This is a genomic window from Spongiivirga citrea (assembly GCF_010671565.1).
Taxonomy (GTDB): domain Bacteria; phylum Bacteroidota; class Bacteroidia; order Flavobacteriales; family Flavobacteriaceae; genus Spongiivirga; species Spongiivirga citrea.
In genome coordinates, this window is the sequence record NZ_JAABOQ010000006.1 from 192,164 (window position 1) to 212,769 (window position 20,606).

General features: G+C 37.6%; 14 protein-coding genes. 8 read left to right on the plus strand and 6 right to left on the minus strand.

Translation table 11 applies throughout. The features are described 5' to 3' along the window. The first annotated feature begins 68 nt into the window (after positions 1-68). A complete protein-coding gene (locus tag GWK10_RS15545; protein ID WP_164033312.1) occupies positions 69-1,307 on the plus strand; it encodes a type IX secretion system plug protein in 1,239 nt (412 codons plus the stop codon). 116 nt (positions 1,308-1,423) lie between these two features. Beyond that, positions 1,424-1,810 (plus strand): Co2+/Mg2+ efflux protein ApaG, encoded by a 387-nt coding sequence (gene apaG / locus GWK10_RS15550; protein ID WP_164033313.1) that lies wholly within the window; start codon positions 1,424-1,426, stop codon positions 1,808-1,810. On the opposite strand, the gene GWK10_RS15555 is transcribed toward apaG, so the two are convergent. Then, positions 1,779-2,816 (minus strand): DUF6695 family protein, encoded by a 1,038-nt coding sequence (locus tag GWK10_RS15555; protein ID WP_164033314.1) that lies wholly within the window; start codon positions 2,814-2,816, stop codon positions 1,779-1,781. The two genes, apaG and GWK10_RS15555, sit on opposite strands and share 32 nt — an antisense overlap. Further along, a complete protein-coding gene (locus GWK10_RS15560) occupies positions 2,795-3,529 on the minus strand; it encodes an NRDE family protein (RefSeq protein ID WP_164033315.1) in 735 nt (244 codons plus the stop codon). Before GWK10_RS15560 ends, GWK10_RS15555 begins: the two co-directional genes overlap by 22 nt. Before the next feature lie 123 nt (positions 3,530-3,652). Here GWK10_RS15560 and pruA point away from each other — a divergent pair, with 123 nt between their 5' ends. From pruA to GWK10_RS15590, 6 genes are all read left to right on the plus strand, one after another. Then, positions 3,653-5,278: an L-glutamate gamma-semialdehyde dehydrogenase gene (gene pruA, locus GWK10_RS15565; protein ID WP_164033316.1), complete on the plus strand. Its 1,626-nt coding sequence runs from the start codon at positions 3,653-3,655 to the stop codon at positions 5,276-5,278. A 72-nt stretch (positions 5,279-5,350) separates the two neighbouring features. Further along, positions 5,351-6,181, plus strand: a complete 831-nt coding sequence (locus GWK10_RS15570) for a helix-turn-helix domain-containing protein (RefSeq protein WP_164033317.1) — start codon at positions 5,351-5,353, stop codon at positions 6,179-6,181. 55 nt (positions 6,182-6,236) lie between these two features. Next, positions 6,237-6,818 (plus strand): hypothetical protein, encoded by a 582-nt coding sequence (locus GWK10_RS15575; RefSeq protein ID WP_164033318.1) that lies wholly within the window; start codon positions 6,237-6,239, stop codon positions 6,816-6,818. Between the two features lie 3 nt (positions 6,819-6,821). After that, positions 6,822-7,364, plus strand: a complete 543-nt coding sequence (locus tag GWK10_RS15580) for a DUF4287 domain-containing protein (protein WP_164033319.1) — start codon at positions 6,822-6,824, stop codon at positions 7,362-7,364. 37 nt (positions 7,365-7,401) lie between these two features. Beyond that, the gene (trhA, locus tag GWK10_RS15585; RefSeq protein WP_164033320.1) at positions 7,402-8,022 is read left to right on the plus strand and encodes a PAQR family membrane homeostasis protein TrhA; all 621 of its coding nucleotides are present in this window, start codon (positions 7,402-7,404) and stop codon (positions 8,020-8,022) included. Between the two features lie 90 nt (positions 8,023-8,112). Continuing rightward, positions 8,113-11,259 (plus strand): TonB-dependent receptor, encoded by a 3,147-nt coding sequence (locus GWK10_RS15590; RefSeq protein ID WP_164033321.1) that lies wholly within the window; start codon positions 8,113-8,115, stop codon positions 11,257-11,259. A gap of 209 nt (positions 11,260-11,468) precedes the next feature. Here the strand turns inward: GWK10_RS15590 and GWK10_RS15595 are convergent, their stop codons facing one another. The 4 genes from GWK10_RS15595 to GWK10_RS15610 form a co-directional block, all read right to left on the minus strand. Next, positions 11,469-12,935 (minus strand): glutamate synthase subunit beta, encoded by a 1,467-nt coding sequence (locus GWK10_RS15595; protein WP_164033322.1) that lies wholly within the window; start codon positions 12,933-12,935, stop codon positions 11,469-11,471. A 12-nt stretch (positions 12,936-12,947) separates the two neighbouring features. Beyond that, a complete protein-coding gene (gene gltB, locus GWK10_RS15600) occupies positions 12,948-17,453 on the minus strand; it encodes a glutamate synthase large subunit (RefSeq protein WP_164033323.1) in 4,506 nt (1,501 codons plus the stop codon). A gap of 223 nt (positions 17,454-17,676) precedes the next feature. Beyond that, positions 17,677-19,227 carry a long-chain-fatty-acid--CoA ligase gene (locus tag GWK10_RS15605; protein WP_164033324.1) on the minus strand — a complete coding sequence of 517 codons (1,551 nt, stop codon included), beginning with the start codon at positions 19,225-19,227 and terminating at the stop codon, positions 17,677-17,679. 114 nt (positions 19,228-19,341) lie between these two features. Next, on the minus strand, positions 19,342-20,484 hold the full coding sequence (locus GWK10_RS15610) for an acyl-CoA dehydrogenase (RefSeq protein WP_164033325.1): 1,143 nt from the start codon (positions 20,482-20,484) through the stop codon (positions 19,342-19,344). Positions 20,485-20,606: the final 122 nt, after the last annotated feature.

Sequence of the window (20,606 nt, forward strand, 5' to 3'; positions counted from 1 at the left end):
TAAATAATAAAATAATCTTAGGCACGCATTTTGTTTATCTTTAGCCAAAAGAAATTGCGAATATTCACATGAACCTTAAACATTTATTCATTTTACTTGTCTGTTGCAGCTTTTCTCATGCTCAGGTTAAATATGAAGAGAATCCGCCAGAAAATATCAAAACCATCGTTTTTAAGGGTAGTGATGATGACGATCAATTTCCCATTATTAAACTTGGCGAACAAGTACTTTTAAAGTTCGATGATCTTAATGCAGACGAAGCAAACTATTACTACAAATTAACCCACTGCAATTTTGACTGGACTCCATCGAGTATTCCGAAAAACCGTTTTCTAGATGGTTTTGATAACGAACGCATTATTAATTACCAAAACTCTTTAAACGCATTAGTCCTTTATTCGCATTACGAATTAACTATACCAAATAACAAAACACGATTTAAGATTGGCGGCAATTACATTCTTGAAATTTTTGATAAGAATGATGAGCTGATGTTCTCAAGACGTTTTGTGGTATATGAAAATATCGCCACCGTTGGTGTAACTATAAAAAGGGCGCGCGATGTTTCCGTTATTGATCAAAAACAGGTCGTGCAGCTAAATATAAACACAAACAGCCTTCGATATCGAAATCCGGAAAAGGAAATTAAAGTAGCTATTTTACAGAATTATTTGTGGGATACTGCCATCACCGACCTCAAGCCGCAATACATTTTGGGAAATCAATTACAATACCGCTATGACGAAGAAGCTAGATTTGATGCTGGAAATGAGTTTTTAAATTTTGATAGCAAGAGTATACGCACCTCCAACATTAATGTTGCCCGTGTTGAATTAACCGATATTTATAATCAACATCTATTTACAGACCAAATAAGAAATGGGCTTCCTTATACCTTCAATCCTGATATAAATGGCGATTTTTTGGTCACAGTTGACAACGGCGATCCTGATATAGAAGCAGATTATGCTCGCATGCACTTTAGTCTACCCTACACCACAGATCTAGGCCTAAATAAGGTATATGTAGTTGGTAAGTTCAATAATTACCAGGTAACAGATGAGTACGAGTTACTGTTTGATGATAAAGCCGGTATGTTTAAAGGTAGTGCACTTTTCAAGCAAGGTTTTTATAACTATAAATATGTAACGGTAGAAAATGGCATCATTAACGACGTTAGCATAAGCGGCTCTTTATCACAGACGGAAAACAATTATACCGTTCTTGTTTATTTCAGAAAATTCGGCGCTATGTATGACAGTCTTATTGGCGTGGGTGTTGGAGATTCTTCGATAATTACGAATTAAAAATAACCGCAAAAGTATCCTAAGACATAGCCTAGTTTTTCTTCAAAAAATCATCACTGTTAAAATTTTCGATCCACTCACATAAATTAATATCTTTAATCACCTGAAGTGAGATTATGGTTACGCAAATTACCAGCGGTATTAAAATTTCGGTTACGACTAATTTTGAGGGTACATTTTATAAGGACTATAAAATGCACTTCGCCTTTGGATATAAAATAACCATTGAAAACCTCAGTAATGATACCGTTCAATTACTTTCAAGACATTGGGAGGTTATGGACGCGCTAAATTCAACTGAAATCGTGGATGGTGAAGGTGTTGTTGGAAAAAAACCAATAATCAAACCCGGAAAGTCACATACATATAGCTCTGGCTGCTTGCTTTCTTCACCTTTAGGCGCTATGCAAGGCTATTACAACTTGATTAATTTAGGAACTAATAATCATATAAAGGCAACTATTCCTAATTTTAAGCTAAGCGCTCCTTTTGCTGTAAACTAGCAACGACTTTTTCCTTCTTAACCGCTGTCTTTCTTAAAAAATTGAATTGAAAAATGTACCCATCTTGTTTTACGTGGCAGTATTGACAGTTGCTATCGTACATAAACTGATAAAAATGATTTTCATTGAAATCGGCATCATTTACTTCAAAAACGCCGTCGTGATCTAAATGTCCATAATCATCAAATTTCTGAATACGGTATTCATACTTTTTTCGCGTTCTTGCCAAAGTAAAGTATGCGCCGCAGCCTATTCCTGGCAGATACTGCGCATTGGCAGGAAGTGGGTGTTTTTCAACCTGACCCAACTCAATATCATCTGACTTTTTATGAAAATAGTTGGTCAAATTCTCAACAACAACCGACCGACTATAAACCGAGATATGCCCTTTTTCTACGGAAAACATTTTCCCAATTGTCGCAGCTTTTTGAACATTACCAAGTGGACTTGGTGTAAACAACTTATTAAAACCTAGACCAAGCTTAATACGTCTGTTTTTAGTGGCAAATAAAATGGTATCGGTAACAAAACGAGAACAATTACTACCTCGTTTATCAAATGCGCCGTAAGGAATGCTTCCTTTGCGCTGTAAGTTTAATATATAGTGCTGAGCGGCTTCAAAATTAATATCCTCGCAAACCGAAGCAACCAATCGACCTTCACCATGTGTTTTATGAGGATTGTCATTTAACCACATTAAAAAATCATCGAGATTGGTCAAAGTTCCATCCTTATCAAAACTTGCTCTAAATGGGATTTCAAGTTCACTATCGGTTAACGCTCCACGAACGCGACCTTTTCCATTTGGGGTTATATAGCGTCCAAAATCGTAGTAATACGCCATTTCGGTATCGTTAGAAACCAATATCAAAGCTGCATGACCTGCTTTAATATAGTCCTTTGTTCCTAAACCGACCATGGGCAAAACTTTGCACATAAATTCAGTCGACATATTTACAAAAGTATCGGGATATGCTATCGATATTATCTTTCCGTTATACTCCACGAAGTTTTTAATTGCAGATTTGTATTTGAAATTTCGTCAGTCAATACATTTTTATATTGAATGGCGATATCATTATTATTTTTTCTGATTTGCGTAATGCTAACTGTGCGAACAAAAACACGATTCATCAACACATCAGTAGTTGGATCTCCTGTTCCAGCAGTTTGATGAAAATTGAAAATTGTATCGTCGCTAAAATCTCCTTTCATTTTAAAATCCTCAAACCAATCTTTGCGCAGCGCTTTCATTTCATCAGTATACAAAGTAGATGATGACCAAATATGAGCAGTTAGAGGTAAATCGCGCTGATGCTTTTCCTTTCCATCCCAAATAATTTCAATAAGTTTTAAGGACTCATTCCAATCGACTAAAATCATGGTAAAAGGCTCAATATTATCGAAATCGTAGCTATCACAAAATAATCTGATGTCGGAAGCTGCAAGAAATTCTTTAACAACTAATCCTCTACTCTTACGATACGGTAATTTGCGCTGATGAAGTTCAAAGGCACCATTTAACAAACACACAACGCGCTGCTGCTCGCTTGCACCAATCCAAGTACCACCTGCAAGTTCATCTTTCGGGTAGACCATCTTAATTCCTAAGTCATTATAAATTTTAGGTGAGATGGTTTTTCTAGCCGGAGCCTCGTCTCTATTGGAAGTAAGCGCGAATTGATTATCACCCTTATATAAAAATGTAACTGTACACATGTAGGTTTGGTCAGAAATCTGTTGGCAACTTACAAAAAATATAAGAAACCCTTTCACACAATGGATTTTAATGTGCCTTTTTTGGTACTTTTGAAGCTCTTAAACACAAAAACAAAAAAATCCATGTCAAAAGGCTTTTTTCAAGTACCGACAGCAATTAACGAGCCCGTAAAATCATATGCTCCCGGCACGCCCGAACGCGAAGCAGTAGCAGCTCAATACAAAGAATATTTTAATGGCAATGTTGATGTACCCATGTACATTAATGGTGAAGAAGTTCGTAGTAATAATACACGTAACATGACTCCGCCACATGATCACCAACATGTAGTAGGCACGTATCATTTAGCTGATAAAAGTCATGTCGAAAAGGCAATAAGTACAGCCTTAGAAGCCAGAAAAAAATGGTCACAAATGAAATGGGAGCAACGTGCCGCTATTTTCTTGAAAGCAGCCGACCTTATTGCCGGACCTTATCGAGCAAAAATCAATGCTTCGACAATGATTGCTCAATCAAAAACAGTTCACCAAGCTGAAATTGATGCAGCATGTGAGTTAATTGACTTCCTTCGATTTAATGTGGAGTATATGTCACAAATATATGCGGAGCAGCCAGATAGCAATGAAGGTTTATGGAATCGAGTGGAATATCGCCCTCTTGAAGGATTTACCTATGCCGTTACCCCATTTAATTTTACAGCGATTGCAGGAAACTTAACAAGCTGCATGGCAATGATGGGTAATGTTGTTGTTTGGAAACCAAGTGATAGTCAAGTATTCTCAGCGCAAGTAATTGTTGATATATTTAAAGAAGCTGGAGTTCCTGACGGGGTAATTAATGTTGTCTATGGTGATCCTGTTATGATTACGAATACGGTACTTGATAGCCCAGATTTTGCTGGATTACACTTTACAGGATCGACTTTTGTTTTTAAAGAGCTTTGGAAACAAATCGGTCAGAATATTCATAATTACAAGACATATCCTAAGATTGTTGGTGAAACTGGTGGTAAAGATTTTATCCTTGCACATCCAACAGCAAATACAAAACAAGTTGCAACAGCAATCACTAGAGGAGCATTCGAATTTCAAGGACAAAAATGTAGTGCTGCCTCTCGTGTGTACTTGCCAAAGTCAACAGCTAATGAGATTTTAAATTTCGTAAAAGCGGATATTGAAAGTATCAAAATGGGAAGCCCTGAAGATATGAGTAATTTCATGACTGCAGTAATTCACGAAGGCTCATTTGATAAACTTGCAAAATATATCGATGCTGCTAAGAACGACAGCGATGCTGAAGTTTTTGCAGGAGGTGGATATGACAAGAGCAAAGGCTACTTTATCGAGCCTACAGTAATTGTTGCAAAAACACCAAAATACACTACCATGGAAACTGAACTATTCGGACCTGTAGTGACAGTATATGTTTATGATGATAAAGATTGGAGCGCAACATTGAAGTTAGTTGATGAAACATCAGAATACGCTTTAACAGGTGCTGTTTTAGCAGCCGACCGTTATGCGATTGAAGAAGCGACAACAGCTTTACAAAATGCTGCAGGTAACTTCTATATCAATGATAAGCCAACAGGTGCAGTTGTAGGTCAACAGCCATTTGGCGGTGCACGTGCATCGGGAACTAATGATAAAGCCGGATCTGCTCAAAACCTACTCCGTTGGGTTTCGCCAAGATTAATTAAGGAAACATTTGTAACTCCTACAGACTATCGCTATCCATTCTTGGGATAAGCTGGTTTTATAAATAATTTTCTGGGTTGAGTCTTTCTTAGTACATTGAAAGCTCAACCCTTTTTTAATACCATGCAATTCGAAACTTATCCGTTATCTACTCCTTTAAGTTCATATATAGAATCGGTGTTTTATTTCAAGGGTTTTATGCCCGATCATTCTATTGAGCGCGTTGTTCCAACTGGCCATCTTTTTATCATTTTCGAATTAGATGGAATAGAACGAAATACCTTTGACAATAAAACCTTATCTCCCAACGGAAAATTCAGTAATGCGTGGATATCTGGGATGCACAAAAACTTTATCTCTATATCGGCACATGAAAATTCGGAAATGCTAGTAGTTCAATTTAAACCCTACGGAGCCCATCCTTTCATAAATATATCGGTTGATCAACTAAATAATAAAGTTGTAGATGCAGATACACTTTTAGGTATGGAAATAGTGGATTTAAGAAATGATATAATGAGCATTGACGATGTCAACCTAAAGTTTTCAAGTATACAAAACTGGTTATTATCTAAATACGACCAAAGCAAAACACCTCAACAAGAGCTTGTTAAAATTATAAATGATCTAAATGGACACCCAGTTACTAACCACAAAGATGTAATAAAGAACTACTCAAGAACTCAAAAACATTTAATTCAGCAGTTTAAAAAGTATGTCGGTCTAACCCCTAAGGTTTATCACAGAATAGTAAGATTCAATAACATTTTAAATCAAATCCGAAATAAAGAAAAATTAGATTGGGCTAAAGTGGCTTACGACACTGGTTATGCAGATCAAGCACATTTTATAAAAGAGTTTAAAGAATTCTCAGGCTTCAATCCAAAAGAATTCATTTCATTTGACCACAATCAAAGAGAACCAAACTTTTTCCCTATCGACCAGAAAGGTTAATTTTTTACAATACTCAAGATGTTCGATATTGTACTTTTACTTCAAATAAAAAGTAATGAAGTACAAAATTCTCTTAATTATTGCGATTTTCTGTTCCGGCCTAACAATTTCTCAAAGTAATTTATCAGATAAGAAACGCGTAGAATCAATAATAGATTCGACGAATACAAACAATGTAGTTTTAATTCAAAAATTCAAGGTAGGAGCATCAATAGACGAGATATGGAAAGTATTCACTACTAAAAATGGTTGGGAGTCTGTTTTCGTCCCACTAGCCGAAGTTGATTTCAAAATAGGTGGAACTATCAAATCAAGTTATAATAAAAATGCACGAATAGGCGATAGTACTACCATAGTTAATAACATTATCAATTTTGTGCCGAAAAAAGTGATCACGCTTCAGGCGGAACTGTCTCCTCATTTCCCTGAGTTTATGAAACAAGATGCTAAGGATTTTTACAATATCATTTACTTTAGTTCAATAGATAATGCAACAATTGAGGTTACCTCGTACGGAATTGGGTATAAAAACACAGCCAAATACAAGGCGTTACTTGACTTTTTCATCAAAGGCAACGAGTCTAGTTATCTTAACTTAATTAACTATTTAGAAACCGGAAAAAAAGTAAAGTTTTAAAATATGGACAAGGCACTACAAACCATGATTAATAATATGCTGGAAAAAACTGGTAAGTCATTAGAAGAATGGAAAAAACTACTTAAGACCAAAGCATTCGAAAAACATGGTCAGGCTGTAAAGTTTTTAAAAGAAGAACACGGAGTGACTCATGGCTTTGCTAACACAATTGTAAGCCTATCAAAGGAGAATAACGATTCATCCGATGATCTTGTTGCTAACCAATATCAGGGAAAAGAATCATTAAAATCAATCTATGACCAACTTCTTTCTGTAGTTCGCTCATTCGGAAATGATGTAACCATAACTCCCAAAAAGACAAGTGTAAGCATCATTAGAAAACGCCAATTCGCGCTTATAAAACCCGCTACTAAAACCAGAATCGATCTGGGACTTAAATTAAAAGACAAGCCGATTACAGATCGTTTAGGAAATTCTGGACCTTTCGGAACCATGTGCACGCATCGGGTTCAACTAACTTCGAAAAATGAGATTGATCAAGAATTAACTAGCTGGCTAAAAGAAGCTTACGAGCAATCCGTATAAGTTACATATCATCAACCATTGATGTATCTTTGCCTTCATGTATAGCAAAACAGAGGAACGTTGGAATGCAGGATCGCATGCCCTAGGCGCAGTTTTAGGTGTAATTGGTCTATTTCTCTTACTTATCGACGATACTCATAAAACTACTTATAGCACACTTAGCATTCTAGCGTATTCATTTTCGCTTATACTTTTGTTTACGGCGTCCACCATGTATCACAGCATACAGGGCATTAAAAGAAAATCGAACTTAAGAAAGCTCGATCATATCAGTATTTATTTTCTTATTGCTGGTACCTATACGCCTGTTTGTCTTATAAGTTTAATCGATAACAAAGGCTGGCTACTATTTTATATTGTTTGGGGAATAACGGCATTTGGCACTGTTCTAAAAATCTTTTTTACAGGGAAATTTGAAGCAATCTCTTTAGTCTTATATGCAGTAATGGGATGGCTCATCGTTTTAGATTGGGATGCCATGAGCACAATTCATTCGAATACTGGAAATGGTCTTTTAATGCTCGGAGGTGCGTTCTACACTATCGGAATCATCTTTTATGCTGTTAAAAAAATACCCTACAATCATATTATCTGGCATTTTTTCGTCCTTGGCGGAGCGATAAGTCATTTTTGGTTTATTTGGAAGCACGTCATTTAAAAACTAAAGTTGTTAAATTATCCATTCTACTGTAAGGTTTAGTTATTTTGCATGACCTAATTACTCTTTTCTTTAAACCCAATGCATTTAATGATTAATTTCCTAAAAAGGATTTTCCTTATTATAATTTTACTACCTACACTTACCTTCTCCCAAGAAACCACAGGAACACTGCAAGGGGCCGTTAAAGATTCAAACAATAACCCGATCCCATTTGTAAATATCGTTGTAATTGATGTCGAAACTAATTTTAAATACGGCACGACAACGCAAGAAACCGGGTTTTATATTTTAAACAATCTACCACCATCCAACAGTTATCAAATACAAGTAAGCTCACTTGGTTTTAGCGCAAAACAGTTGGACGCAGTGGTTATTAATTTAGGAACCGTCACCTATAAAGACTTTGTTTTAACTGAAGAAAATGTTGCCTTAGATGAAGTTGTCCTGAACGCCAATAATACCAATAGCATTCTAAAAAAGGGAAACGAAGTATTGCTTAGCAATAAGAAAATAACCGAGACTCCGACCATCTCACGTGGCATTCAAGATTTAACGAAAAATTTACCTGAAGCCAATCTAAACTCCTTTGCCGGGGCCAGTAACCGTTTCAATAATTTGAACATTGATGGTATAGCAAACAACGATATCATCGGATTTCAAGAACCCGCCAGTGGTGCTTCTGGATCTCAGGCAAACGGCACTCCGGGTAGCTTATCAAAATCACAGCCAATAGGTTTTGGTGCGATTAAGGAACTATCAGTCAAAATTGCACCTTTTGATGTAAGTATCGGAAATTTTAGCGGTGCTAACATCAATGTTGTTACTAAAAACGGCACCAATAATTTTAAAGGAGAAGTGTATGCCTTTGGGAATAATCAGAATTTAATCGGAAGTTTTTCTGATGGAATCGAGCAAGAAGTGCGAAGCTTTTATGACACCCAATTTGGCGGATCGATTGGCGGTGCTTTAAAGAAGGATAAGCTTTTCTATTTCATCAATTTTGAACAAGCACTTTCAAAAATCCCGGTGCTGAATGCTCCAGGAAGCGATTCATCTAATATATCGTTAGATGTAGTAGAATCGATTGCAGATCATCTTATAAAGAATTACAACTACAACCCTGGCACCTTTACCAATGCCGATATTGAAACAGCTAGCACCAAACTTTTTGCTCGTTTGGACTATAATATTTCTGATAAACATAAACTAACGCTGCGTAACAACTACGTCAAGAGTTTTACCGATAATTTAGAATGGAATGCGTCCTTTTTTAATTTCGGAAATCAAGGATACCGTCACAGCAGTACAGCCAATAGTCTCGCCGTCGAGTTAAAATCTAATCTTACTGATAACACCTCCAATGTACTATCAATAGGATATAATACCGTAAAGGAAAATCGGGATTTCGATGGTCGTGTTTTTCCTCATATTCAAATAGCCGTCAACGCTTCCGATCGCATTTTTGCAGGAACCTATCGTGAAGCATCCGTTTATAGCACTGATTTTTCAACCGTTCAGCTCACAAACAAATTCACATATATAAAAAACAACCATAGTTTTAAATTTGGCGGATTTGCGCAATTTAATGATGTTGATTATGGGTTTTTATCCGCTTGGAACGGCCGATGGGAATACCGGTCGGTGGAAGATTTTTTAAATGATAATCCCCGCCGTGTTCGTGGTGTTTACAATGTAAATAATAACGACTTCGATTTTGTAAGTAATACGCCCTCAGCATCTTTTAAAGTATTTGAAGGCGCCTTGTACGCACAAGATAATTATCGTGCTTCAGATAGACTCTCTCTATCGTTTGGTTTACGATTAGATGCACAACTATTGCCCGAAGATTTACCCATTAGCCAAGAGGTCTTAAACACACCAGAATTTAGTCGTTTTGACAATAAACTATCAAAAGCCCCACAGATTAATCCACGTTTTGGTTTCACTTATTTCATGGATAATGATAGAAGGTATAAATTGAGAGGTGGTACAGGATTATTCTCCGGAAGACTCCCCTATTTATGGTTTGCCTATGTTGAATATATTTCTGGAACCAATTATTTTAACATCGACTTGCGACCAGAAAATGGACTAGCACTTACCCAAAATTTAGATGATCTTGTATCACAACAGCCCGGACTTACGGAAATCAATTTATTAGATACCGATTTTAAATTACCTAGAGAATGGAAATCGAATATTGCAATAGATCTTTCTTTAAAAAACGATTGGAAATTGAGCCTAGAAGCGACCTACACCGACGTTGTAAATGGCATTTTCTTTCAATCTATAAACCGTCGCAATGAGATTGGTAATTTTACTGGAGCGGATAATCGACCTTACTTTCTTCAAACCGGAAGCGATATTAAGATCAATCCTAATTTTACAAATGTCTTTTTGCTAACCAATACCGATCAAGGATATCGGTATAACATTACCGCCTCAATCAGTAAAAAACTGAAAAACTATGATGGCTATTTGGGGTATACTTATGGAAAAAGTAAAGACATTTCAAGTACAGTAAGAAGTAGTCCCGCAGCAAATTTTGAATGGAATCAAGCGGTTTTTGGCAACAATCCTGACTTATCATTTTCTAATTTCGATTTAAGACATAAGATCGTCTCGTCTCATTCATTTTACTATGATTTTAAGGATGTAAATAGTTTGTTAGTCTCATTTTTATACGGAGGCCGCTCTGGTAGTCCGTTTTCATATGTATATCAAGGAGACCCAAACAGAGACGGTTCTTCTCGAAATGATGTAATATTTGTGCCTAGCAATCAAAATGAGATTAATCTAGTCGATATAACAGATAATACGGGTGCTGTAATTACCTCAGCACAACAACAATGGGAAAGCTTAAACGCATTTATTGAAAATGACGATTATTTGTCAGAGCGCCGCGGTCAATTTGCAGAGCGTAATGGCGCTCGAACACCTTGGAATCATGAATTAGACATGAAATTATCTTATAACCGAAAACTTAAAAACGGAAAAGGAATTACGGTTTCTTTAGACATGTTGAATGTTTTGAACTTCGTAAACCGAGATTGGGGCCGATTAGTTTTCGTTCCAAATGTGGTGAATTCGAGTTTTAGCTTGTTACGTTTTGTTGATATTCAAAATGGTGCATCCCGCTATACTTTTAATATTCCTGAAGGCATCACACCTTGGGTAACTGATGCTCAAAACTCGAGATGGAAAGCGCAGTTGGGGGTAAAGTTTAGTTTTTAGGTTTTTAATCTTTTGAATAGGATCTCGATACATTTTTAGATTTCTCCCGAATTCTCGGGATCAATCTAAAAACACTCGATCTGACATCTTGCTTGAACAATGTCGGATCGAGTGTTTTTTCTGAGATACGAAAGAAAAAATGTATCGAGATTCTTTCTATTCAAAATTGGGTTTTCCAAGTACTGCTTACTGCTACTGAATACTGCTAACTAAATACGCGGCAGATCCCCATCACCCTTTAAAGGCAACTCAGAACTCCCCATTAAATACGCATCTACATGATGTGCCGCTTGTCGTCCTTCAGAAATTGCCCAAACGATTAACGATTGTCCTCTTCGCATATCACCTGCGACAAAAATTCCAGGAACGTTGGTTTGATAATCTTTAGCGGTTGCTTTTATGTTGGTCCGTGGATCCATTTCCAAGCCTAGCTGGTCGGATAGTGTTGATTCTGCTCCCGTAAAACCGAGTGCGAGTAATGCTAGATCGCATTCCCACTGCTTTTCTGTATTTGGCACTTCTTTTAAAACAGGTCGCTTTCCAGCTTCTTTAATCCATTCAACCTCACATGTAATCAATCCTTTTAAATTGCCATTGACATCACCGATAAACTCCTTAGTACTAACGGACCAAAAGCGTTCCGCTCCCTCTTTATGAGAACTACTGGTTCGCAAACGCATTGGCCAAAATGGCCAAGGTTGATCTTCTGTTCTGTCTGTAGAAGCTTTTCCCATGATTTCAAAATTCTTAACCGATTTTGCGCCATGCCTAATTGAAGTTCCGATACAATCTGATCCTGTATCTCCACCTCCAATTACGATTACATTTTTATCTGTAGCTAGAATCTCTTCTCCTTTGAATTTTACACCATCTACACGACGATTATTTTGAGGTAGAAAATCCATTGCCTGCACTACTCCTTTTAAATGCGAACCTTTAATAGGTAATTGTCTTTTTACTGTTGCGCCGCCGCAAAGTACAATCGCATCAAAATCCAATTTCAATTTTTCTACTGGAACGTTTTTTCCAACATGGGCATTTGTTTCAAAAGAGATCCCTTCTTCTTTTAGAACTTCCAATCGTCGATCGATCACGTTTTTTTCCATCTTAAAATCCGGAATACCATAACGTAACAACCCACCGATCTTTTCATCACGTTCGAAGACAGTCACTAAATGTCCCGCTCTATTTAATTGTTGTGCTGTAGCCAATCCTGCTGGACCCGAACCAATAACTGCTACCGTTTTTCCTGTTCGCTTTTCCGGTGGATTTGCAGTGATCCATCCTTTTTTGAATGCCTTTTCGACGATATTTTTTTCAATATTCTCAATGGACACAGGATCTTCATTAATTCCTAAAACACATGCTTCCTCGCAAGGCGCAGGACATAAACGCCCCGTGAATTCAGGAAAGTTGTTCGTACTGTGTAAAATGCTAGCTGCCTTTTCCCATTTTCCGCGATATACTGCATCATTAAAATCCGGAATTAAATTACCAAGTGGGCAACCACTATGACAAAACGGAATGCCGCAATCCATGCAGCGTGCACCTTGATCTTTTAACTTTTTATCCTTTAATGGAACTGTGAATTCTTTATAATTTTTTACGCGTTCTTCAACGGCAACGTAGCCTTCGTCTGCTCTTTCGTATTCTAAAAACCCTGTAGTCTTTCCCATGATCGCTATCCGTTATACTGTTTGTAATTTTTCTTCTTCTAATCGCTTCAAAGCTTGTCTATATTCTTCAGGGAATACCTTTACAAATTTCGGTAATACCGTTTCCCATTTCTCAAGAATACGCTGTGCAAGCGGACTCAAAGTAGCATTGTAATGATTTTCTATCAAACTTTTTAGCTCCAAAATATCCTCCTCTATTTCAACCGGAAGCAAATTCAAGGTCTCTTTATTACACTGCTTTTCAAATTGTCCATTTTCATCGTACACATACGCGATACCACCACTCATTCCAGCACCAAAATTTCGTCCGGTTTCTCCAAGAATGACAGCAATTCCGCCTGTCATATACTCACAACCGTGATCTCCTATTCCTTCTACAACAGCTTTAGCACCCGAGTTACGGACACAAAAACGCTCTCCTGCTTTCCCGTTTATATAGACTTCACCTCCTGTTGCACCGTACATCGCTACATTCCCGATAATCACATTATCCTCTGGAATAATAGTCGACTCTTGAGGTACCTTTACAATCAATTTGGCTCCTGAGAGCCCCTTACCAAGATAATCGTTGGTATTTCCGTTTACGATCATTGTCAAACCGTGTGTAGCGAATGCACCAAAACTTTGTCCAGCTGACCCCGTAAAATTGAGTTTTAATGTATTTTCTGGCAAACCTTGCGCACCATATATCTTAGAGATTTCATTACTTAAAATCGCACCAACCGCTCGGTCGGTATTTTCGATCTTAAGATCTAATGTTGTTTTTTCCTTTCGGAATAAGGCGGTATGCGCTTGTTCGATAATATCAAAATCAATTGACTTTGATAGTTGATGATCTTGTTTTTGCGTATTGTAAATATCGACACCTTCATGAACGATTGGTTGATGAAGTATTGGTGTTAAATCGATACCAGCTGCCTTGTAGTGATCGATTGCTTTTTTACGATCTAGCTTTTGTACCTGGCCCACCATTTCATTCACAGTTCTAAATCCGAGTTTTGCCATAATTTGACGCAACTCTTCCGCAATGAAATACATATAGTTCACTACATGCTCTGGCTTCCCTTTGAACTTTTTACGCAGTTCTGGATTCTGCGTTGCGATTCCTACCGGACAGGTATTTAAATGACATACACGCATCATAATACAACCTGAAGCTACTAGCGGTGCAGTTGCAAAACCGAATTCTTCCGCTCCTAGTAAACATGCGATCGCAACATCACGTCCTGTTTTTAATTGACCATCACACTCCAATACGATTCGACTTCGTAAGTCGTTCATTACTAAAGTTTGCTGAGCTTCCGCAATACCAAGTTCCCATGGCAATCCAGCATGTTTTAATGAGGTTAATGGTGAGGCTCCTGTACCACCATCAAAACCAGAGATTAAAACTACATCAGCTTTTGCCTTTGCGACACCAGCTGCTACCGTTCCTACTCCTACTTCACTTACCAACTTTACATTAATTCGCGCTTCGCGGTTAGCCGACTTTAAATCGAATATAAGCTGCGATAAATCCTCAATTGAATAAATATCATGATGTGGCGGTGGCGATATTAAGCCAACATAGGGTGTTGAATTTCTTGTTTTGGCAATCTCAGGATTCACCTTCGGTCCAGGAAGCTGACCACCTTCACCCGGCTTCGCCCCTTGTGCCATTTTAATTTGAATTTCCTGAGCATTAGTCAGGTAATTACTTGTAACTCCAAATCGACCTGAGGCTACTTGCTTGATTGCGCTATTTCGCCAATCTCCTGTAGCATCTTTATAAAAACGCTCTTCGTTTTCCCCTCCTTCACCTGAGTTGCTTTTTCCGCCGATTCGGTTCATAGCGATAGCCAGATTCTCATGTGCTTCTTTACTGATCGAACCATATGACATTGCTCCAGTTTTAAATCGCTTAACGATCTCCGTCCAAGGCTCTACTTCTTCAATCGGAATCGGATCATAATTTGAGAATTCAAACAGACCACGAATGGTCATTAAATTCTTCGCTTGGTCATTAACCAAGTCTGAGTATTCTTTATATGTTTTTGAATCGTTTCTTCTAACAGAATCTTGAAGTTTAGCAACTGATAATGGATTGAACATATGCTTTTCTCCATTTCTTCTCCAGCGATATTCACCTCCCATTTCAAGATCAAGACTGGCAGCCATCTCTTTTGAAACATATGCCTTTGTATGTCTTTTAGTAATCTCGCGCTCTAGCTCATACAATCCAATACCTTCAATACGTGTTGGTGTATTTGGAAAATATTTTTCAACTGTAGTTGTATTGATACCAATACATTCAAACAATTGCGAGCTACGATATGAATTCAAGGTCGAGATACCGATCTTATTCATCACCTTCAAGATGCCCTTACCAACTGCTTTGTTATAGTTTTTGATGGCTTCATTGAAAGTAACTCCTTCTAAATTCCCGTCTTCAATTTGATTGGCAATGGTTTCATTAACCATATACGGATTAATCGCACTCGCACCGTAACCAAACAATAAGGCAAAATGATGTACTTCTCTTGGCTCTGCAGATTCTATAATGATACTTAATCGAGATCGCTTTCCAATTTTTTGAAGACTACTATTAATGAATGAACAGGCTAATAATGCAGGAATCGGCGCTTTATCTTCACTAATATTTCTATCAGAAAGAATTAGAATATTAGTCCCTTCATCAATCGCTTTTGATGTTTGTTGTAATACATCTTCTAAGGCATTTTCAATACCATTTAAGCCTTTTTCAGCATCGTATAAAATGGGAATTGACGTAACCGTAAAATCAGGGTTCTTATAACTTTTTATCTTATCAAGATCTTCTTTAGAAATTACAGGATTCTGAATTTTAAGTTTAGTACAATGCGCCTCACTTATTTCGAATATATTAGTATCTGCCCCAAGTGTTAAACTAATATCGGTAATCAGCTCTTCTCGAATACCATCCAAAGGCGGATTGGTAACCTGAGCAAATAATTGCTTGAAGTAGTTGTAAACCAATTGAGGACGTTGAGATAAGACTGCGATAGGCGTGTCTGACCCCATTGATCCGATTGGCTCCTTACCAAGCTTTGCCATAGGTAGGATTATCGTATTGATATCCTCCTGTGTGTATCCAAAAACAGTCTGGCGTTTTTCCAAAGGTGCTTCATCTAAAAATAACGGACAATCGTTGTATGGAATATCCTTTAAATGAACCAGCTTATCATCCAGCCATTTTCTATATGGATGCTTAGAGGCAATGGTTTCTTTTATTTCTTGGTCATTTACAATGCGGCCTTCCTCCATATTTACTAAGAACATTCTTCCTGGCTCTAGACGACCGTGACTTGCCACATTATCAGGTGCAATATCAACTACACCAGTCTCTGACGACATGATTACATAACCGTCTTTAGTGACGCTATATCGAGATGGTCGCAACCCATTTCGGTCCAAGACAGCACCAATATAGTTACCGTCTGTAAATGGTATTGAGGCTGGACCATCCCAAGGCTCCATTCCGCAAGAATTGTATTCGTAAAATGCCTTTTTAGCTTCAGACATATCCGGATTTTTCTCCCAAGCTTCTGGAACTAGCATCATCATTACTTCGGGTAATGAACGTCCTGTCATCAGAAGCAATTCGACTACCATATCCATCGATGCCGAATCCGATTTTTTTGGTAGTACTACCGGCAATATTTTTTTAATATCAGCACCAAACCATTCGCTTTCCAGCAACTCTTCTCTTGAGCGCATTCTGGTTACATTACCACGTAGGGTGTTGATTTCACCATTGTGACACATATATCGGAATGGCTGCGCCAAATCCCATGTCGGGAAGGTATTGGTTGAGAAACGCTGGTGTACCAAAGCTAATCGGGTAACCACTCTCGGATCTAAAAGATCACTATAATATAATTTGATATCCTCAGGCAACAACAGGCCTTTAAATATTAGTGTTTTAGTTGAAAGGCTTGGTAGGTAAAAGAAATCTGCTTCAGACAATTTAGAACCATATACTTCGTGCTCAGTCAACTTTCGAGCGATGAACAATTTAAGGTTAAATTGAAAAATGTCTTGATCCTTATTCTCTTTACCAATAAAAATTTGTTTGATAAAGGGTTCTGTACTCGCAGCAATTGCACCAATATGAGCTGGTTTTACAGGAACATCTCTCCAGCCAATTAATTTTAAACCTTGATTGGCAATGTGCTTTTCAAAAACCTCGATACAATAATTGCGTTGATTCTCTTTCTTAGGAAGAAATACATTACTAACAGCATACTGTCCAGCTTTCGGCAATTTAAAATCACATTCATCTACAAAAAACTCATGTGGAATATCAATTAAAATTCCAGCACCATCACCGGTCTTCCCATCAGCACTTACAGCACCACGATGCTCTAGTTTTTCGAGAATCTCTAAAGCCTTGTGAATAATGTCATTTGACTTTTTCCCTTCGAGGCTACAAATAAATCCTGCTCCGCAATTATCATGTTCAAATTCGGGTAAGTATAGACCTTGTTTTTCCAGCTTCATAATTGACTATTTTAACCGAAAATAAAGGTTTTGCTAAATTTATTACACCGTTTTTACTGATTGTTTAGCAAAAATGCAGACATACTAAATTATGTGTGATAAAAATGTAATATCGATATTTTGACGGGGGTCTAATTTTCAATTTGATAATGGAAAAAACGGAGAAATTGCCATTTCCCAGGAGTCAATACAATATCGCTAATCAAGATTTCAAGATACTACTTCACAACTTGCGCAACTCTTTCTTCAAAATTTTCCCGGTCGCACTCATTGGCAATGTATTGGTAATTTCGATATACCTTGGATATTTGTATGCCGCAATATGGTCTTTTGTCCATGACGTCAATTCCTCTTGAGAGGCATTTACTCCTTCATTTAAAACCACATACGCTTTTATTTCTTCTCCCATTTTTTCATCGGGAACTCCAATTACGGCGACCATTGAAACGGCCTCATGCTTCATCATCACTTCTTCAACCTCTCGAGGATAAACATTAAGTCCACCACGGATAATCATATCCTTGGTTCGATCGACGATAAAGAAGAAACCATCTTCGTCTTTAACTGCAATATCACCTGAATGTAGCCAGCCATTTCTGATTGCTTTTTTAGAGGCATCTGGGTTGTTGTAGTAGGATTTCATCACATTATGTCCTTTGTAAACAAGTTGCCCTTTTTCTCCTGTCGTCACTTCATTTCCTTCTTCGTCAATAATCTTGATTTTTACTCCCCAAACAGGCGTGCCAATCGATCCTGGCTTGCGCCCTACCTCTAATTGATTAAATGAAACTACTGGAGATCCTTCTGACATACCATAACCTTCTAAAATTGCAACATCAAAATGGGACTCAAATTTTTCTAGAACTGCTACTGGTAATGACGCTCCCCCAGAAACACACATCCTTAGGTTCTCTTTTATGCTTTTTAAGTCTGTTTTATTAATATCTAAATAACTATTTAAACCCCAATACATGGTGGGAACTCCAGCAAAAAAGGTGATTTTATGTTGTTCACAAAGATCTAAGACCGTTTTCGCATCAAAACGTGGAAGCAATACTGCGGTAACTCCTCTATATAAACTTACATTCATTTGAACAGTCATAGCAAATATGTGAAATAGAGGTAAAACAATAAGCATCTTATCCGCTGGACTTGCGCTAAACAAATCAGCACATAGAATGGTGTTTTGTAGTAGGTTGGAATGCGTTAATTCAGCGCCTTTAGGTTTACCAGTTGTCCCCGAGGTATAGACAATTACAGCAGTGTCGTTTGCTTTTGTTTCTACTGTGTCAAAAATTGGACTTTGGCCATTAATTAACGAGCCAAATGTTTCAGTACCATCAATAGCTGAAGGCGTTTCGGGTTTTGGCATGATTGTAAAAAAATGTGCGCATGGTTTTGCCTTATTAAAGCCGGCATAACCCATTGAGGCCATAGGAAGATCATTATTCCCCAAAAAACAGAAATACGCTTTTGCATTGCTATTTTCAAGATGATATTGAATTTCATCTTCCTTCAACAATACACTCAGTGGAACCACCACAGCACCGACTTTTAAAATACCATTATAAATTATAGGAAAATAAGGTAAATTAAAACAGCTTAACGCCACTTTATCACCGGGCTTAATCCCTTTACTAACCAACCCATTTGCCACTTGATTTGCCAGGGCGTTTACCTGCACAAAACTCAAGCTTGTATCCATAAAAGTATAGGCGGTTTTATCTTTGAACTTAAGCGCACTTTCCTCTAGTAACACGGATAGATTTAGCATATGATTTTAACCATTTCAATTAGATAATTATTCTATTCTGTAAGGTATCAAATTCTTTTTTAAATGAAAAAACCCAGCTCGAGGGCCGGGTCTTTTATTAATACGTAATGATATTTAATCTTTCAATATCGCTCTTGAAATCACAATCTTCTGAATTTCAGAAGTTCCTTCATATATCTGTGTAATCTTCGCATCTCGCATTAGGCGTTCAACGTGATATTCTTTCACAAATCCGTTTCCTCCATGTACTTGAACTGCTTCAACAGTAACATCCATAGCGACTTGTGAGGCATATAATTTTGCCATGGCTCCAGATAAATCATAGTTTTCGTGATTATCCTTATCGCGAGCAGCTCGGTATACCAACATTCTTGCTGCTTCAATACTAGTGTGCATATCTGCTAACTTAAAAGCGATGGCCTGGTGGTTCATTATTTCAGTCCCAAAAGCCTTACGCTCTTTTGAATATTTTTTCGCTAACTCGTACGCACCAGCTGCTATACCTAACGCCTGTGCTGCTATACCAATACGTCCACCTGCTAAGGTTTTCATTGCAAATTTAAATCCGAAACCATCTTCACCGATGCGGTTTTCTTTTGGCACTTTTACATCATTAAAAATAAGGGAGTGTGTATCACTCCCGCGAATTCCTAATTTATCTTCTTTAGGTCCGATCTCAAAACCTTCCCATCCTTTTTCAACAATAAAAGCGTTGATTCCTTTATGTTTTTTCTCTCTATCTGTCTGAGCAATTACCAAATAAAAGTCGGAAGTCCCCCCATTGGTAATCCAGTTTTTGGTGCCATTAATTACATAGTGATCACCTTTATCGATGGCAGTTGTGCGTTGCGAAGTTGCATCACTTCCCGCTTCCGGTTCTGATAAGCAAAATGCACCTATAGACTCTCCAGTCGTTAATTTAGAAAGGTATTTTTCTTTTTGCTCTGGCGTTCCGTAGGTATCAAGACCCCAGCATACCAATGAATTATTTACAGACATTACTACAGAAGCTGACGCATCAATTTTTGAGATCTCCTCCATAGCCAGCACATAAGACAAGGTATCCATACCGCCGCCGCCATATTCAGGTGATGCCATCATCCCTAAAAACCCAAGCTCACCCATCTTTTTAACTTCTTCTTTTGGGAAGCGTTGCTCGTTATCTCTTTCGATAACGCCTTCCAATAATTCAGCTTTGGCAAAATCGCGAGCTGCGTCGCGTATCATTAAGTGTTCTTCTGATAAATTAAAATCCATTTAAACCCTTGTTTTATGTGTTTCAAAAAAGTTGCGCAAAGATACCTTTTAAAATGCAAAATTCAATTTTTAAATCTCATTTTTAAAAGTGTTTTTTGTTTAACGAAAACGTTAAAACACTG

Bases quoted from the DNA above. Each gene is read 5' to 3' on its own strand.
- GWK10_RS15595 (WP_164033322.1), bottom strand. From the start codon at position 12,935: ATGGGAAAGACTACAGGGTTTTTAGAATACGAAAGAGCAGACGAAGGC.
- pruA (WP_164033316.1), top strand. From the start codon at position 3,653: ATGTCAAAAGGCTTTTTTCAAGTACCGACAGCAATTAACGAGCCCGTA.
- trhA (WP_164033320.1), top strand. From the start codon at position 7,402: ATGTATAGCAAAACAGAGGAACGTTGGAATGCAGGATCGCATGCCCTA.
- apaG (WP_164033313.1), top strand. From the start codon at position 1,424: ATGGTTACGCAAATTACCAGCGGTATTAAAATTTCGGTTACGACTAAT.
- GWK10_RS15570 (WP_164033317.1), top strand. From the start codon at position 5,351: ATGCAATTCGAAACTTATCCGTTATCTACTCCTTTAAGTTCATATATA.
- GWK10_RS15545 (WP_164033312.1), top strand. From the start codon at position 69: ATGAACCTTAAACATTTATTCATTTTACTTGTCTGTTGCAGCTTTTCT.
- GWK10_RS15610 (WP_164033325.1), bottom strand. From the start codon at position 20,484: ATGGATTTTAATTTATCAGAAGAACACTTAATGATACGCGACGCAGCT.
- GWK10_RS15580 (WP_164033319.1), top strand. From the start codon at position 6,822: ATGGACAAGGCACTACAAACCATGATTAATAATATGCTGGAAAAAACT.
- GWK10_RS15575 (WP_164033318.1), top strand. From the start codon at position 6,237: ATGAAGTACAAAATTCTCTTAATTATTGCGATTTTCTGTTCCGGCCTA.
- GWK10_RS15560 (WP_164033315.1), bottom strand. From the start codon at position 3,529: ATGTGTACAGTTACATTTTTATATAAGGGTGATAATCAATTCGCGCTT.
- GWK10_RS15590 (WP_164033321.1), top strand. From the start codon at position 8,113: ATGATTAATTTCCTAAAAAGGATTTTCCTTATTATAATTTTACTACCT.
- gltB (WP_164033323.1), bottom strand. From the start codon at position 17,453: ATGAAGCTGGAAAAACAAGGTCTATACTTACCCGAATTTGAACATGAT.
- GWK10_RS15605 (WP_164033324.1), bottom strand. From the start codon at position 19,227: ATGCTAAATCTATCCGTGTTACTAGAGGAAAGTGCGCTTAAGTTCAAA.